Below are 15,388 nucleotides of genomic sequence, written 5' to 3'. Positions count from 1 at the left end.
CGGGCACTGAATAAATTTTTAAGCCAAAACAAGCTCTAGCCCCCGTTCTAACTGCGTAAACTGCTATTTAAACTATAGCAAATCAAAGCTTCTCGGTCACCCAGCCCATGACGCTTGCCAAGGCCGCGTCGACCTTTGCGGGCTCTGTCCCACCGGCCATTGCCATGTCGGGCTTGCCGCCGCCTTTGCCACCGACCTGCGCCGCAAGAAAGTTGACCAACTCACCGGCCTTGACCTTGCCGGTGGTGTTCGGCGTCACGCCAACGGCGATTTGCACCTTGTCGCCCGCCACAGACACCAGCACGATGACCGCAGTTTTCAGCTTGTCCTTGAGCTTGTCCATGCTGTCGCGCAAGGTGGCGGTGTCGGCGCCTTCCAGCCGGGCCGCCAGCACCTTGACGCCATTGACCTCGACCGCCTGCGTCACCAGTTCATCGCCCTGGGCTGAAGCCAGCTTGCCTTTGAGAGCGGCCACTTCTTTTTCCAGCGCCTTGACGTGGTCCAGCACATTGGCAATGCGGTCGGTGACTTCCACCACCGGCGCCTTGAGCGCACCCGCCACCTGGTTAACGGTGTTTTCCAGACCCTGCAGATAGGCCAAGGCGTTCTGCCCGGTCACCGCCTCAATGCGGCGCACGCCCGAGGCCACACCACTCTCGGCCACCACCTTGAACAGGCCAATATCACCGGTGCGCTTGACGTGTGTGCCGCCGCACAGTTCGCGGCTTTCGCCAATGTCGAGCACGCGCACGGTCTCGCCATATTTCTCGCCGAACAGCATCATGGCGCCAGTCGCCTGGGCCGACTCAATGTCCATCACACGCGACTGACTGGCGGCGTTGGCCAAAATCTCTGCGTTGACACGGGCTTCAATTTCATGAATCTCGGCAGCGGTCACCGGGCCGTTGTGGGCAAAGTCAAAACGGGTGCGATCGGCATTGACCAAAGAACCCTTTTGCTGCACATGCTCACCCAGCACTTCGCGCAGGGCTTTGTGCATCAGGTGGGTAGCGCTGTGGTTGCGCTCGGTGGCGGCACGCAGCGCCGAGTTGACATGGGCAGTGACGCCGTCGCCGACCTTCAGTGTGCCGGTGGTCAAGGTGCCATGGTGGCCAAACACATCGGCCTTGATTTTTTGGGTGTCACCCACTTCAAACATCGCGTGGTCACAGAAGATGGCGCCTTCGTCGCCGACCTGGCCGCCGCTCTCGCTGTAAAAAGGCGTGCTGTCCAGCACCACCACCCCGGATTGACCGGCTTTTAGCTCTGTAGCCTCCGTGCCATCTGCGTAGAGTGCTACAACTTTAGTAGCATTCGTCAAGTGTTCGTAGCCCACGAAGTCGTTGCCGTCGCCGCTGTAGTCCAGCGCCCGGTCCATTTTGAACTTGCCCGCAGCGCGGCCTTTGGCTTTTTGTTGCTCCATGGCGGCGGCAAAACCGGCTTCGTCCACGCTCAAGCCGCGCTCGCGGCACACATCTGCGGACAGGTCCAGCGGGAAGCCAAAAGTGTCGTGCAGCTTGAACGCCACTTCGCCCGGCAGCACCATGGCACCCCCGGCCAGCGCGGCGTCCAGAATCTGCATGCCGTTTTCAAGGGTTTCAAAGAAGCGTTCTTCTTCAGCCTTGAGCACCTCGATGATGCGTTTTTCATCCGACTTGAGCTTCGGGTAAGCGTCGCCCATCAGCGCCACCAGATCGGGCACCAATTTGTGGAAAAACGGGGTTTTCTTGTCCAGCTTGTAGCCGTGGCGGATAGCGCGGCGGATGATGCGGCGCTGCACATAGCCTCGGCCTTCGTTGCTCGGATTGACACCGTCACTCACCAAAAACGCGGTGGCGCGAATGTGGTCGGCAATCACGCGCAGGCTCTTGTTGCCCAGATCGGTGCAACCGGTTTCGCGCGAAGCCGCTTTGATCAGTGCGTCAAAAATGTCGATTTCGTAGTTGCTGTGAACGTGCTGCAGGATGGCCGCCAAACGCTCCAGGCCCATGCCGGTATCGACGCACGGTGCTGGCAACTTGACCAGGCTGCCATCGGGCTGCATGTCGAACTGCATGAACACGTGGTTCCAGATTTCAATGAAGCGGTCACCGTCTTCACCGGGGCTGCCCGGAGGGCCGCCAGGAATATGGTCGCCGTGGTCGTAAAAAATCTCGGAGCAAGGGCCGCAGGGGCCGGTGTCGGCCATCATCCAGAAGTTGTCAGACGCGTATTTTTTGCCCTTGTTGTCGCCAATGCGCACAATGCGGTCCGCTGGCAAACCGATCTCGTTGTGCCAGATGTCGTAGGCTTCTTGGTCGTCGATGTAGACCGTGACCAGCAAGCGCTCCGCTGGCAAGCCGTAGACCTGCGTCAGCAGTTCCCAACCCCATTTGAGCGAGTCGCGCTTGAAGTAGTCGCCAAAGCTCCAGTTGCCCAGCATCTCGAAAAACGTGTGGTGGCGCGCGGTGTAGCCCACGTTCTCCAGGTCGTTGTGCTTGCCACCGGCACGCAGGCAGGCTTGCACCGAGGCGGCGCGCACGTAACTGCGTTTGTCGGTGCCCAAAAATACGTCCTTGAACTGCACCATGCCGGAGTTGGTGAACATCAGCGTTGGGTCGTTGCCGGGCACGAGCGGACTGCTGGCCACCACGGTGTGCCCCTTTGACTCGAAAAAGTCGAGAAATATCTTGCGAATATCGGCTACGGAGGCAGTGGTGACAGGTGTGTTCATGGCAAGCGGAAAAGGTTGAAAAAATTCTGAAGGGTGACGCGTGGGAAGCCAGCAGAGCCAGCAGGCATACGCCCTTGAAGGCATGCGCCCTCTTGAGCGGCAAATTTTAAGTCATCAAGGGCTTGGGCGTTGATTCTCAAGGAAGGTGAACACCGCCGGGTCATCGCAAAAAGCAACATTGAAGCGCAACCAGGGGCTAAGCTGCAGATCGGGGCTGAACAGATTACCGGGTCCGAGCAAAATATCCTGCTCCACCGCCTTGTAGGCCAACTCGGTGGCACTCGGCATGTCCGGGTGTTTGGCCCAAAGAAAAATACCGGCTTTGGGCTCCGAAAAAATCTCGAAGCCAATGTTCAACAGTCGCGTGGCAGCGCCTTCATGCGCCTTGGCGAGGCGCTCGCGCACGCCCTTGATGTGCTTGCGCCAGCGCCCGTCCATCAAGGCACCATGCGCCAAGCGCTCGCTGAATTCGGACGAGGTCAGGCCCGAGATCATCTTGAGCTGTGCCAGGTCTTCCAACAAATCGGGGCTGGCAGCCAGGTAGCCGACCCGGATGTTGGGCGAAATGGTCTTGGAGAAACTGCTGATGTAGATCACCCGGTTGAGCTGGTCCAGGCTCGCCAACGACGGCCGGGGCTCGGGGTCCAGATCGGCATAAATATCGTTTTCAACCACCAGAAAATCATGCTTTTCAGCCAGTTGCACCACCCGGTGCAGATGCGCCAACTGCGCCACCGAGCCGGTCGGGCTTTGCAGCCGGGGCTGGGTAAAAAAGACCTTGGGCTGGTGCTCAATCACCAGTCGCTCCAGCGCCACCAGGTCATAACCCGACGGCGTGCGAGGCACACCGATCAGGCGCGCGCCCAGAAAGCGCAAGGAGAAAAGCAAATTCGGGTAACCGGGGTCGTCCACCATCACCGCATCACCGGGGCGCACCAGTCGCCGCGCCACCAAATCCATCGCCTGGCTGGAGCCATGCGTGAGCAGCACCTGCTCAGCGGTGACAGCGATTTCTTGCTCGGCCAGCAAATCGCGCACCAGCTTGCGCAGCGGCGGGTAGCCCTTGGGTTCGCCATAACCGCCCAGGTCGACGTTGTCAGCCGCCAGGCTGCGCAGACTGCGGCGCACGCCCTCCTGAAACAACCATTCGCCCGGCAACCAGCCGCAGCCCGGCTTCATGCGCAGCGCCCGGTTCTCAAAAATGCGGCGCAAGTACCACATCGAGTCGAAGCTGAAATTGGGTCCGTGGCCGGGTATTTCCTTGGTGGAAATTTGGCGCTGCTTGACAAAAAAACCGGAATGCGGGCGCGAGGCAAAGTAGCCCTGCGCCACCAGCCGGTCGTAGGCGTCCACCACCGTAAAAACGCTCACCTTGTGGGCGTGTGCAAACTGACGAATAGACGGTGCCTTGGCCCCCGAGCGCAGGGAGCCGTCCTCGATCACCTGACGAAAGCCCTCCACGATTTGGAGCACCAGTGGCGTCGAACTTTGAAGATTGAGAGAAAACAAGGGTTGCTACCTAAGGGTTTTTATGTACAGGTACTGCGAGCAGCACAGTGCACCGAAAAAAAGGGGTGATCTGTATATGGTAGCCCTCGTCGTCCGAATCTACAGTTGCGCCAGTTTTAAACCACTTCAACGAATTGCAGGACTGATATGAAACGCGAAACCAACTTGAACAATGCAGCACTCATGGCCCGCCGTCACGCCGCCGTCCCCCGTGGCGTGGGTTACAGCCACGAGGTTTTCATTGCCCGCGGTGAAAACGCCGAGGTCTGGGACGTCGAAGGCAAGCGCTACGTTGACTTTGCGGGCGGCATTGCCGTGCTCAACACCGGGCACCGTCACCCGGCCATCATTGCTGCCGTCAAGGCCCAGTTGGACCTCTACACCCACACCTGTTTTCAGGTGCTGGCGTATGAGCCCTACGTTGAACTGGCCGAGCGCATCAATGCCAAGGCGCCAGGCGACTTCGCCAAAAAAACCCTGTTTTTAACCACCGGCTCCGAAGCCGTCGAAAACGCCATCAAGATTGCCCGCGCCTACACCAAGCGCTCTGCCGTGATTGCCTTCACCAGTGCCTACCACGGCCGTACCTTGCTCACGCTGGGTTTGACCGGAAAAATAACCCCGTACAAGAACGGTTTTGGCCCATTCCCTGAAGAAATTTTCCGTGCCAAGTTCCCCGATGCCCTGCACGGCGTGAGCATTGACGACTCCATTGCCTCGATTGAGCTGATCTTTAAAAACGACGTTGAAGCCAGCCGTGTGGCGGCCATCATCGTGGAACCGGTGCAAGGCGAAGGCGGCTTCAATGTCGCCCCAGCCGAATTTTTGCAGCGTCTGCGCGCCCTGTGCGACCAACACGGCATTTTGCTGATTGCCGATGAAATCCAGACCGGCGCGGGTCGCACCGGCACCTGGTTTGCCGTCGAGCAAAGTGGCGTGGCCCCCGACATGATCACCATGGCCAAATCGATGGCCGGTGGTTTCCCGATCTCGGCGGTGGTCGGCCGCGCTGAAGTGATGGACGCACCGGCGCCCGGTGGTTTGGGTGGCACCTATGCCGGTAGCCCGATGTCGTGTGCTGCGGCCCTGGCCGTGCTGGATATTTTTGAGAAAGAAAACTTGCTGGCACGCAGCCGCCAGTTGGGTGAGCGCCTCATCGCCAGCCTGAAGACGATGGCGGCCAAAAACAAGTGCATCGCCGATGTGCGCGGTTTGGGTGCGATGGTGGCGATTGAACTGTGCAAAGGCGGTGATCTGCACCAACCTGATGCCGACATGACCAAACGCCTGTGCGCCGAGGCCACCAAACGCGGGTTAATCCTGCTGTCTTGCGGCACCTATGGCAATGTGATCCGAATTCTGGTGCCCTTGACGGCCTCGGATGCCATCGTGGATGAAGGCCTGGCCATCATTGATGCCGCTTTGACCGCTGTTCAGGCAGTTTGACAAATGTCGTCCACCGAATTAGTGAAGTTTGCAGGGGTTCAAAAAACCTACGATGGCAGCACCCTCGTGGTGCGCGATCTGAACCTCGACATTCAAGCGGGCGAGTTCCTCTCGCTGCTAGGGCCTTCGGGCTCCGGTAAAACCACCACCCTCATGATGCTGGCCGGCTTTGAGTCGCCCACCGCAGGCGAGATTTTTTTGGCGGGCAAGCCCATCACCAAAACACCGCCTCACAAGCGCAACTTTGGCATGGTGTTTCAGAACTACGCGCTGTTTCCGCACATGAGCGTGGCCGACAACGTGGCCTACCCGCTCACAGTGCGCAAAGTGCCCAAATCCGAACGTGAAACCAAGGTCAAGCGTGCGCTGGACATGGTTCACTTAGGCCCCATGGGCGATCGCTTTCCGGGCCAACTCTCGGGTGGTCAGCAGCAACGCGTGGCGTTGGCGCGCGCGCTGGTGTTTAACCCGCAACTGGTCCTGATGGACGAACCGCTGGGCGCGCTGGACAAGCAACTGCGCGAGCACATGCAGATTGAACTTAAAGAGTTGCACCGCAAACTGGGCCTCACTTTTGTCTACGTCACACACGACCAATCCGAGGCGCTGACGATGTCTGACCGCGTTGCGGTATTTCATGATGGTGCCATTCAGCAAATCGACGTCGTGACCAAGCTGTATGAAACCCCGGTCAACCGTTTTGTGGCCGGTTTTGTCGGCGACAACACCGTTTTTAATGGCGTGGTGACTGCCACAACCGACACCCGATGTGATGTGAAACTGAGTTGTGGCGCCCTGCTGAGCGGCCTGAATGTGAATGGCGCTGTCAGCAGCAGCCCCGTGCAGGCTTGCATTCGACCCGAGCGTATCGCTGTTCATTTGGGCAGCGCCAAACCTGGCGAAAACAGCCTGGAAGTCACGGTGATTGATGTCATTTATTTTGGCGACCATCTGCGCCTACTCTGCTCACTGCCAGGCCAGGTTGAAGCCACCGTCAAGATTCCTTTATCGGCACATGCCATTCCCCAGGCCGGTCAATCCGTCTGGCTGCATTTGCCTCCCGAGCACCTCCGGATCTATCTTTGATCCCACTGCAACCTTAATCCCTAAACCTAGAAGGACTTAATTAATGAAACTCAAACCTATCGTGGCAGCTGTCGCAGTTGTTGCTTCTTTCTCAAGCTTTGCCGAGACCCAACTCACGGTTGTCAACTTTGGCGGTGCCAATGGCAACGCGCAGAAAAAGGCCTATTTCGAGCCCTATGAAAAAAGCAGTGGCAACAAGGTAGTGGGTGTGGAATACAACGGCGAGCAAGCCAAAATCAAGGCCATGGTAGAAGCCAAAAAAGTCAGCTGGGATGTGGTTGAAGTTGAATCCCCCGACGTAACACGCGGCTGCGACGAAGGCCTGTTTGAAAAACTCGACTACAGCAAAATCGGCAACAAGGCCGACTTCGCACCCGCTGCAATTCACGAGTGTGGCATCGGCACGTTTGTCTGGTCAACCGTGATGGCCTACAACGCCGACAAGCTCAAAACAGCGCCTACTACCTGGGCTGATTTCTGGGACATCAAGAAATTCCCTGGCAAGCGCGCCATGCGCAAAGGCGCTCGTTACAACGTTGAATTTGCCTTGATGGCCGACGGTGTGGCCGTGCAAGACGTGTACAAAGTTCTGATGACCAAAGAAGGTGCCGAGCGCGCCTTCAAGAAACTCACCGAACTCAAGCCCAACATTCAGTGGTGGGAAGCAGGTGCACAGCCTCCGCAGTTCCTGGTGGCTGGCGACGTGGTCATGACCACCGCCTACAACGGCCGTATTGATGCGGCCCAACGCGAAGGTAAAAACCTGCAAATCACCTGGACCGGCGGCATTTATGACCTCGATTTCTGGGTCATCCCCAAAGGCACGCCCAACAAGGACGCGGCTTTGAAATACATCTCCCTGGCCAGCAGCGCCGACGCACAGGCCGAGTACGCCAAGAACATCTCTTACGGCCCGACCAACACCAAAGCGCTGGCCAAGCTGGACGCCAAGGTGCTGGGCAAGCTGCCCACTTCTGCGGCTAATGCCAAGACGGCTTTGCAATTCAACGTCACATTCTGGGCTGACCAGGGTGAGGCGCTGGAGAAGCGTTTCGCCGCCTGGGCTGCTCAGTAATCTGACCTAGGAGAGATTGCGATGGCACAAACCCTGTCCCAAGTACCCGGTAGCCTGGCGCGCCAGTTGAAGCGCGTCGAGCTCCGAAAACGTGCTTTCGCGATCTCTTTGACACTGCCTCTGCTGCTGTTTCTGGTGATCACTTTTCTGGTTCCTATCGGCTCGCTGTTAGTGCGCTCGGTGGAGAACCCGGAAGTCGCCAATACCCTGGGCCGCACGGCCCAGGTGTTGTCTGACTGGAACCGCAGCACCGCCCCGCCGGATGCGGCTTATGTGGCGCTGGTCGAAGACCTGTCCGCCATCAAAGAACAATCTGATGCTGGCGCGCTGGCGCGCAGGCTAAATAGTGAAGTCAGCGGTGCCCGCTCGCTCATCATGGCCACCTACCGCGCCCTGCCGCTGGACCAAGGCATGACGCCGCTGCAAACCCGCGAACGCCTGCTGGCCCTTGATGCCCGCTGGGCTGAGCTGAGTTACTGGCAGGCGATTGCCAAAAATGGCTCGCGCTGGACACCCGACTACCTGCTGGCCTCGGTTGACCTGCAACGCGATGTGCAAGGCAACATCGGCAAGGTCGACGCTGAGAGCGCCGCCTTTGGCAAGATTCTGGTCCGCACCTTCAAAATCAGCGCGGTTGTCACCCTGTTTTGCCTGCTGCTGGGTTACCCGCTGGCTTACTGGCTCTCAACCCTGTCGGCGCGCAAAGCCAATATGCTGATGATCTTGGTGCTGGTGCCGTTTTGGACCTCGATTCTGGTGCGGGTGGCCGCCTGGATTGTGCTGCTGCAATCCAACGGACTGGTGAACCGATCCTTGATGGGACTGGGGCTTATTGACGACCCATTACCACTGTTGTTCAACCGCTTGGGCGTCATCATTGCCATGGTGCACATCCTGCTGCCCTTCATGATATTGCCGCTCTACAGCGTGATGAAATCCGTGCCCAATACCTATCTGCGTGCTGCCATTTCATTGGGTAGCTCACCGTTGGCGGCGTTTTTCAGAGTCTACGTGCCGCAAACCTGGCCAGGTGTTGGCGCAGGTGGTTTACTGGTGTTTATTCTGAGCATTGGTTACTACGTAACGCCGGCTTTGCTCGGTGGCGCGGACGACCAAATGCTGAGTTACTACATTGCGCAGTACACCAACGTCAACGTTAATTGGGGCATGGCGTGCGCGCTGGGCGCCGTCTTGTTGACCGCCACGCTGGTGCTGTATGCGTTGTACCGGCGCGTGGTCAAGTCTGAACTGAGTTTGGGATAAACCACATGCAATTGCCATCACTTCCCATTTTTCCGGCCTACGCCACCCTGGCAGACAAGGTCGGCTGGTACGCCTTTCGCACCGTGTGCATTGGCGTCCTGCTGTTTTTGTTGTTGCCTATTTTGGTGATCATCCCGCTGTCGTTCAGTTCCAGTTCATTCCTCGCTTATCCGATGCCGGGCTGGTCATTGCAGTGGTACGACAACCTCTTTAACTCCAGCGACTGGGGCCGCGCTGCACGCAACAGTTTTATCGTTGCGCCACTGGCCACGGTGCTTGCCACGGTACTGGGCACGCTGGCCGCCGTCGGCTTGGCACGCATCCAGTTTTGGGGCAAGGGCTTGCTGATGAGCTTGCTGATCGCGCCGATGGTGGTGCCGATCGTGGTGGTGGGCGTCAGTACTTACCTGTTTTTTGCCAAGATTGGACTGGCCGACACCTACCTCGGGCTGATTCTGGTGCACGCCGCTTTGGGGGCGCCCTTTGTGCTGACCACGGTTTTGGCCACGCTGCAAAGCTTTAACGACAACCTGGTGCGGGCCAGTCTGAGTCTGGGTGCCACACCACTGTCGACCTTCTTTCGCATTACCTTGCCGATCATTGCGCCGGGCGTGATTTCTGGCGCCTTGTTTGCCTTTGCCACATCCTTTGACGAAGTGGTTGTGACGCTGTTCATTGCCGGGCCGACGCAGGTCACGCTCCCGCGTCAGATGTTTACCGGCATCCGCGAAAACATCACCCCGACCATTGCGGCGGTCGCAACCCTGCTGATCATCTTTACCAGCACCTTGATGTTGGGGCTGGAATGGCTGCGCGGCAGAAGGCACTGAGCATGACGCAAAAAAACCAGCCTTTATCGGGCAACGCCATGCCGCGCTTTGGCGGTATTGCCAGCATGCTTCGCTTGCCAGTGGCCACCTCGGCCAAGGGCCTGAATGCCGCTTTTATCGGCGTGCCACTGGACATTGGCACTTCGCACCGACCCGGCGCCCGCTTTGGACCGCGCCAGATTCGCGCCGAGTCCTCGCTGATTCGCCCCTACAACATGGCTACCGGCGCCGCGCCGTTTGACACCTTGCAGGTAGCTGATTTGGGCGATGTGCCCATCAACACCTACTCGCTGGCCAAGTCGCTGCCCATCATCACGGAGTTTTACGAGCAGGTGCTGTGCGCTGATTGCATCCCGCTCACCATGGGTGGCGACCACACCATTGCACTGCCCATTTTGCGGGCGCTGGCGGCCAAACACGGGCCGGTCGCCATGGTGCATGTCGATGCCCATGCCGATGTCAACGACGATATGTTTGGCGAACGCATTGCGCACGGCACGCCGTTTCGTCGCGCGGTGGAAGAAAACCTGCTCGACTGCCACAAGGTTTTCCAGATTGGTTTGCGCGGCACTGGTTATGCGTCCGATGACTTTGACTGGCCGCGCGAACAAGGTTTCACGATCGTGCCGGCGCATGAAGTCTGGTACCAGTCGTTGGTGCCCCTGATGGCGCAAGTGCGCGACAAAGTTGGCAACGCGCCCTGCTACCTGAGTTTTGACATTGACGGCATTGACCCGGCCTACGCGGGCGGTACAGGCACCCCTGAAATCGGTGGTTTAACCGTGCCCCAGGCACTTGAAATCATCCGGGGTTGCTACGGCCTGAACATCGTCGGCTGCGACCTGGTTGAAGTGTCACCCCCCTACGACTTGACCGGCAACACAGCGCTGCTGGGCGCCAACCTGCTATTCGAGATGCTGTGCATCTTGCCGGGCGTGCACCGGCGCTAAAAACAACCTTCAGTCAGAACGGCGATGCCAAGTCAACAATAATCCACCAAGCTTGGCTACCTGAATCTGATTTAACCATCCACCCTCCACTGATTGCCACCGACATGACTACATCCCCACTCTCCCTGCTCAAAGACCCGTCACTGCTGAAAACCGATGCGCTGATCAACGGTCAATGGGTCACCGGCAGCAGCCGCTTTGACATTCTCGACCCGTCCAACGGCAACAAACTGGCGGACGTTGCCAACCTCGGCCCTGCTGATGCTGAAGCCGCCATTGCCGCCGCCAACGCCGCCTGGCCCGCCTGGCGCACCAAGACCGCCAAAGAGCGCAGCATCATCCTTCGCAAATGGTTTGATTTGCTGATGGCCAACCAAGAAGACCTCGGCCGCATCATGACCGCCGAGCAGGGCAAACCGTTTGCCGAAGCCAAGGGCGAAGTCGCTTACGGCGCTAGTTTTGTGGAGTGGTTTGCCGAAGAAGCCAAACGCGTCAACGGCGAAACCCTGCCCCAGTTTGACAACAACCGCCGTCTGATGGTCATCAAACAGCCCATCGGCGTGTGCGCCGCCATCACGCCCTGGAACTTTCCGCTCGCCATGATCACGCGCAAAGTGGCACCGGCCCTGGCCGCCGGTTGCACCGTGCTCATCAAACCCGCCGAACTCACCCCGCTGACGGCGCTGGCCGCTGCCGAGTTGGCGATGCGCGCGGGCATTCCGGCTGGCGTGCTGAACATGATCACCGCTGACGGCAACAACTCGATTGCCGTGGGCAAGGTGATTTGCGCCAGCGACGTGGTGCGCCACATCAGCTTCACCGGCTCCACCGAAGTGGGCCGCATCCTGATGGCGCAATCGGCCCCCACCGTCAAAAAAATGTCACTGGAACTGGGCGGCAACGCACCCTTCATCGTGTTTGACGATGCCGATGTGGACTCCGCCGTAGAAGGCGCCATGCTCAGCAAATACCGCAACGCCGGTCAAACCTGCGTCTGCGCCAACCGCTTTTACGTGCAGGATGGTGTCTACGACCAGTTTGTGGCCAAGTTTGCGGCCAAGGTCAAGGCACTCAAGGTTGGCAATGGCTTTGAAGAAGGTGTGATGCAAGGCCCCTTGATCGAAGACGCGGCCATCGACAAAGTCAGCCGCCATGTGGCCGATGCGATCGCCAAAGGCGGCAAGGTGATGGCGGGTGGCAACAAGTTAGCCGGCCAGTTTTTTGAGCCCACCGTGATTGCGGAAGCCTCCGCCGACATGCTGTGCGCCAAAGAAGAAACCTTTGGCCCGTTTGCGCCGGTGTTCAAATTCACCACCGAACAAGAAGCCATCGACGCCGCCAACAACACCGAGTTTGGTCTGGCCAGCTACTTTTACAGCCGCGATGTGGGCCGCATTTTCCGCGTGGCAGAGGCGCTCGAGTACGGCATGGTCGGCATCAACGTCGGCATTCTGGCCACCGAACATGTGCCGTTTGGCGGTGTCAAGCAGTCTGGCCTCGGCCGCGAAGGCTCGCACCTGGGTATGGACGACTACGTGGAAGTTAAATACCTCTGCATCGGTGACATCCTGAAGTAAACTTGTCGACACACCAAAGCGGGTGTAGTTCAATGGCAGAACTTTTGCTTCCCAAGCAAATAGCGTGGGTTCGATTCCCATCGCCCTCCAAATGGTCATTTCCGGCCACTTCAGAACACATCAGAACCCGCGTAGTTCATAGCTACCGCGGGTTTTTTGTTGCCTCACACAGTCTCAAAAGTCGATTTTTCCGTCTCTTTTGCGTGCGCTACAAGGCGATCAAGCAGATTTTCAAGCTGTTGACGTTCAACGTTGGTGAGGCACGAAACGATCTCCTGATTGCGACGTTCAATCACAGTCATTACGCGTTGCCAGACAAGGTCGCCTTTCTTGGTCAATGTCAATATCACACCTCGTCTATCTGTCGCACTGGCGTCTTTAAGTACCAAACCTTGCTCAACAAGTGATTGAGCAGCACGACTAGCCTGCGCTTTATTCAAGTTAGCCCGGTGCGCCAGGTCGTTGACGGATAGTGGCCTGAATGAACCAATGGCCGCAAGGCATCGACCTTCACTGAACAGAATTCCTGCGTCATCCTGGTAGGCCACCTGTGACACGCGGTCAGTGACTTTTGAAAGAGTATGCAATCGATGGGTGATCGTTCGATCGAGTGCGACAGTGCTTTTAATTGTAGATTTGACCATCTGTTTATTCTTAATGAGTGCCGTGATTGGCGTGAATTTATTCTCAATTGTCAGCTCAAAGAGTGCCAATTTCTGAAGCAAGTGGCGTTCAAAATATCAAATAATAGTTGTGCTCGCAACTAGGGAAAACACCAGTCACACATTGATTATTGATCGCGCACAATAGTTGTGTTCGCAACCATATTTACCAATTAACCTCAATTTATCTGAGCGAACTGACATCCAAAGAATAGAGAAATTGCGTCCCACATTTACTGTTTAACCAGGCCATGCAGCCAAGAGTGGCTGCATGCATGAGGAGAATCATATGCATCAACCCAGCACGCAAGCGCGTCCTTCGATTTATTACAACTACCAGGTTTTCAAGCCCTGGTTACCCTCTGCCAATCCGCTTCAAAAGCGCCAAAAGGTGGTTATCGCGGGATCTGGTCCCGCGGGTATGGTTGCAGCGCTGGAATTAGCACGACTGGGTGTACACAGCGTTGTATTGGAGTCCGAGCTACAAGTTTCACAGGGAAGCCGTGCCATCGTGTTTACCCGTCGTTCGATGGAAATCCTCCAGCAAGTGGGTGTTGCCGATCGTATGACCGAAAACGGTCTGCCCTGGCGGTTTGGTAACTCGTACTACCGTGGCCAGCGGGTGTTTCGCATGGAAGCCCCACACGACCCGGATGACAGATTCTTTCCGATGATCAACATCCAGCAGCAATACATGGAGGAATATCTACTCGATGCTTGCCAGACCAACCCTTTAATCGATTTTCGATGGGGCAACAAAGTCGTCAAGGTTGAGCAGCAACCCGATTTCGCACAAGTGACAGTCGACACACCCGAGGGCACTTATCTACTCGAAACTGACTGGCTTGTGGCGGCAGATGGTGGGCGTTCCGAGATTCGTACAGCGATGAACCTGCCAATGGAAGGCGCCTCATATGAAGGTTTCTTCGTTATTGCGGACATTCGTATCGACTTGCCCCTGCCCACCGAGCGTCTTGCCTACTTTGACCCGGAATGGAATCCCGGAAACACCATTCTGATGCACCGCGAACCACACGGTATTTGGCGCGTCGACTACCAATTGCCGCCTGGTGAGACGCCCGAAGAAGCACTCAAGCCTGAGTCGCTTAAAGCCCGTATTGATGCCCAACTCGCCATGATCGGCCACGCTGGAACACCCTGGGAGATGGACTGGAACTCCGTGTATTCGGCCCGCACGCTCACGCTACCCGACTATGTGCAGGGTCGCGTCATCTTTACCGGTGACGCCGCGCACTTGTTACCGATATTTGGCGTACGTGGTGCGAACACAGCGTTTCAGGATGCCCAGTCATTGGCCTGGCATCTGGCCTTTGTTGTCAAGGGACTGGCGCATGAAAAACTCCTGGCAAACCACAGCGCCGAACGCGTGGGTGCAGCCCGTGAAATCATCGATGAGGCGGGAAAAAGTACCCGCTTCATGACACCACCAAGCAGCGGCTTCCGTTTGTTGCGTGACGCCGTGCTGTCGCTGTCGTTGACAGAAGAATTTGTACGTCCTCTCTACCATTGGCGGACCTCGCGTCCGCATGAGTACAGCCACTCGATGCTAAACAGCACCGGAGACGATAACGCGTTATTTACCGCTGGCCCCGCTCACGGTGCACCGCCGCAGAATATCCGCTTGTCTGCCAATGACTTCTTGTTGGATCATTTGGGGGGCGGTTTTGACTTGCTGTATTTCACAGAAGGCACGGCCATTCCAGTACCTTTACAACAGGTGGTTGCGACGAGTCGCTCCCTTGGTGTGCCACTGAAAGTAATTGCGGTGGGGGCGAGCCAGCCGGTAGACGGCGCAGACCTGACTATGGCCGACAGCAATGGCCACTTTCGTACACGCTACGGCGTTCAAGCCAGCGGGGCTGCCTACTTGCTACGACCAGATCAGCACATCTGTGCACGATGGCTGACGCTGGATGCGACCCGGTTGCAAGCCGCCCTGAAAACCGCACTTCCCCAGTAACAGGAGAGCACTATGACGACACCTAAAAATACCCTGACGATTCCTGGTCTGGAAACCGTATACGACGCGTTGGCCACTGCCATTGATAGCGCGGGCCCAGATAAATCGAATTTATTTCTCGTTAAATTAGCTTTACTCAATGCCAACTTATTGGCCGACCCTGAGGTCATCAACGCGCATATTCAGGCCGCACTGCGCGACCTTTGAACTTCAATCAAGCGCCAATTCTTCATTGAGAACCCACATGAAAATCCAGAAAATTCACCATGTCGCCTACCGCTGCAAGGACGCCAAGG

The 15,388-nt window shown here is 57.4% G+C and carries 12 protein-coding genes and 1 tRNA gene; 10 read left to right on the top strand and 3 right to left on the bottom strand.

Annotated features, from left to right (window positions below):
* Positions 1-82 precede the first annotated feature (82 nt).
* Positions 83-2,713, bottom strand: coding sequence for an alanine--tRNA ligase (gene alaS / locus WCG50_RS07730; RefSeq protein WP_336899009.1), 2,631 nt, complete (start codon positions 2,711-2,713; stop codon positions 83-85).
* A 114-nt stretch (positions 2,714-2,827) separates the two neighbouring features.
* The gene (locus WCG50_RS07725) at positions 2,828-4,222 is read right to left on the bottom strand and encodes a PLP-dependent aminotransferase family protein (protein WP_336899008.1); all 1,395 of its coding nucleotides are present in this window, start codon (positions 4,220-4,222) and stop codon (positions 2,828-2,830) included.
* 147 nt (positions 4,223-4,369) lie between these two features.
* Between WCG50_RS07725 and gabT the strand changes: the two genes are divergently transcribed.
* From gabT to WCG50_RS07685, 8 genes are all read left to right on the top strand, one after another.
* Positions 4,370-5,668: a 4-aminobutyrate--2-oxoglutarate transaminase gene (gabT, locus tag WCG50_RS07720; protein ID WP_336899007.1), complete on the top strand. Its 1,299-nt coding sequence runs from the start codon at positions 4,370-4,372 to the stop codon at positions 5,666-5,668.
* A gap of 3 nt (positions 5,669-5,671) precedes the next feature.
* Complete coding sequence (locus WCG50_RS07715) at positions 5,672-6,754, top strand: ABC transporter ATP-binding protein (RefSeq protein ID WP_336899006.1); 1,083 nt, start codon at positions 5,672-5,674, stop codon at positions 6,752-6,754.
* Positions 6,755-6,797: 43 nt separating this feature from the next.
* A complete protein-coding gene (locus WCG50_RS07710) occupies positions 6,798-7,829 on the top strand; it encodes an ABC transporter substrate-binding protein (RefSeq protein WP_336899005.1) in 1,032 nt (343 codons plus the stop codon).
* Between the two features lie 21 nt (positions 7,830-7,850).
* On the top strand, positions 7,851-9,092 hold the full coding sequence (locus tag WCG50_RS07705) for an ABC transporter permease (protein ID WP_336899004.1): 1,242 nt from the start codon (positions 7,851-7,853) through the stop codon (positions 9,090-9,092).
* 11 nt (positions 9,093-9,103) lie between these two features.
* A complete protein-coding gene (locus WCG50_RS07700; RefSeq protein WP_336899028.1) occupies positions 9,104-9,922 on the top strand; it encodes an ABC transporter permease in 819 nt (272 codons plus the stop codon).
* 2 nt (positions 9,923-9,924) lie between these two features.
* Complete coding sequence (speB, locus tag WCG50_RS07695) at positions 9,925-10,872, top strand: agmatinase (RefSeq protein ID WP_336899003.1); 948 nt, start codon at positions 9,925-9,927, stop codon at positions 10,870-10,872.
* Between the two features lie 104 nt (positions 10,873-10,976).
* Complete coding sequence (locus WCG50_RS07690; protein WP_336899002.1) at positions 10,977-12,449, top strand: NAD-dependent succinate-semialdehyde dehydrogenase; 1,473 nt, start codon at positions 10,977-10,979, stop codon at positions 12,447-12,449.
* Between the two features lie 20 nt (positions 12,450-12,469).
* Positions 12,470-12,539: transfer RNA gene (locus tag WCG50_RS07685), tRNA-Gly, on the top strand.
* 74 nt (positions 12,540-12,613) lie between these two features.
* On the opposite strand, the gene WCG50_RS07680 is transcribed toward WCG50_RS07685, so the two are convergent.
* Positions 12,614-13,093 (bottom strand): MarR family transcriptional regulator, encoded by a 480-nt coding sequence (locus WCG50_RS07680; RefSeq protein WP_336899027.1) that lies wholly within the window; start codon positions 13,091-13,093, stop codon positions 12,614-12,616.
* 307 nt (positions 13,094-13,400) lie between these two features.
* Here WCG50_RS07680 and WCG50_RS07675 point away from each other — a divergent pair, with 307 nt between their 5' ends.
* Together WCG50_RS07675 and WCG50_RS07670 are read left to right on the top strand one after the other, a co-directional pair.
* On the top strand, positions 13,401-15,092 hold the full coding sequence (locus WCG50_RS07675; RefSeq protein WP_336899001.1) for an FAD-dependent monooxygenase: 1,692 nt from the start codon (positions 13,401-13,403) through the stop codon (positions 15,090-15,092).
* Between the two features lie 12 nt (positions 15,093-15,104).
* The gene (locus tag WCG50_RS07670; protein ID WP_336899000.1) at positions 15,105-15,299 is read left to right on the top strand and encodes a DUF2783 domain-containing protein; all 195 of its coding nucleotides are present in this window, start codon (positions 15,105-15,107) and stop codon (positions 15,297-15,299) included.
* Positions 15,300-15,388 lie beyond the last annotated feature (89 nt).

Origin of the sequence: Rhodoferax sp. (assembly GCF_037143375.1) — a bacterium.
Classification (GTDB): Bacteria; Pseudomonadota; Gammaproteobacteria; order Burkholderiales; family Burkholderiaceae_C; genus Rhodoferax.
This window is presented reverse-complemented; position numbering and strand designations above follow the sequence as displayed.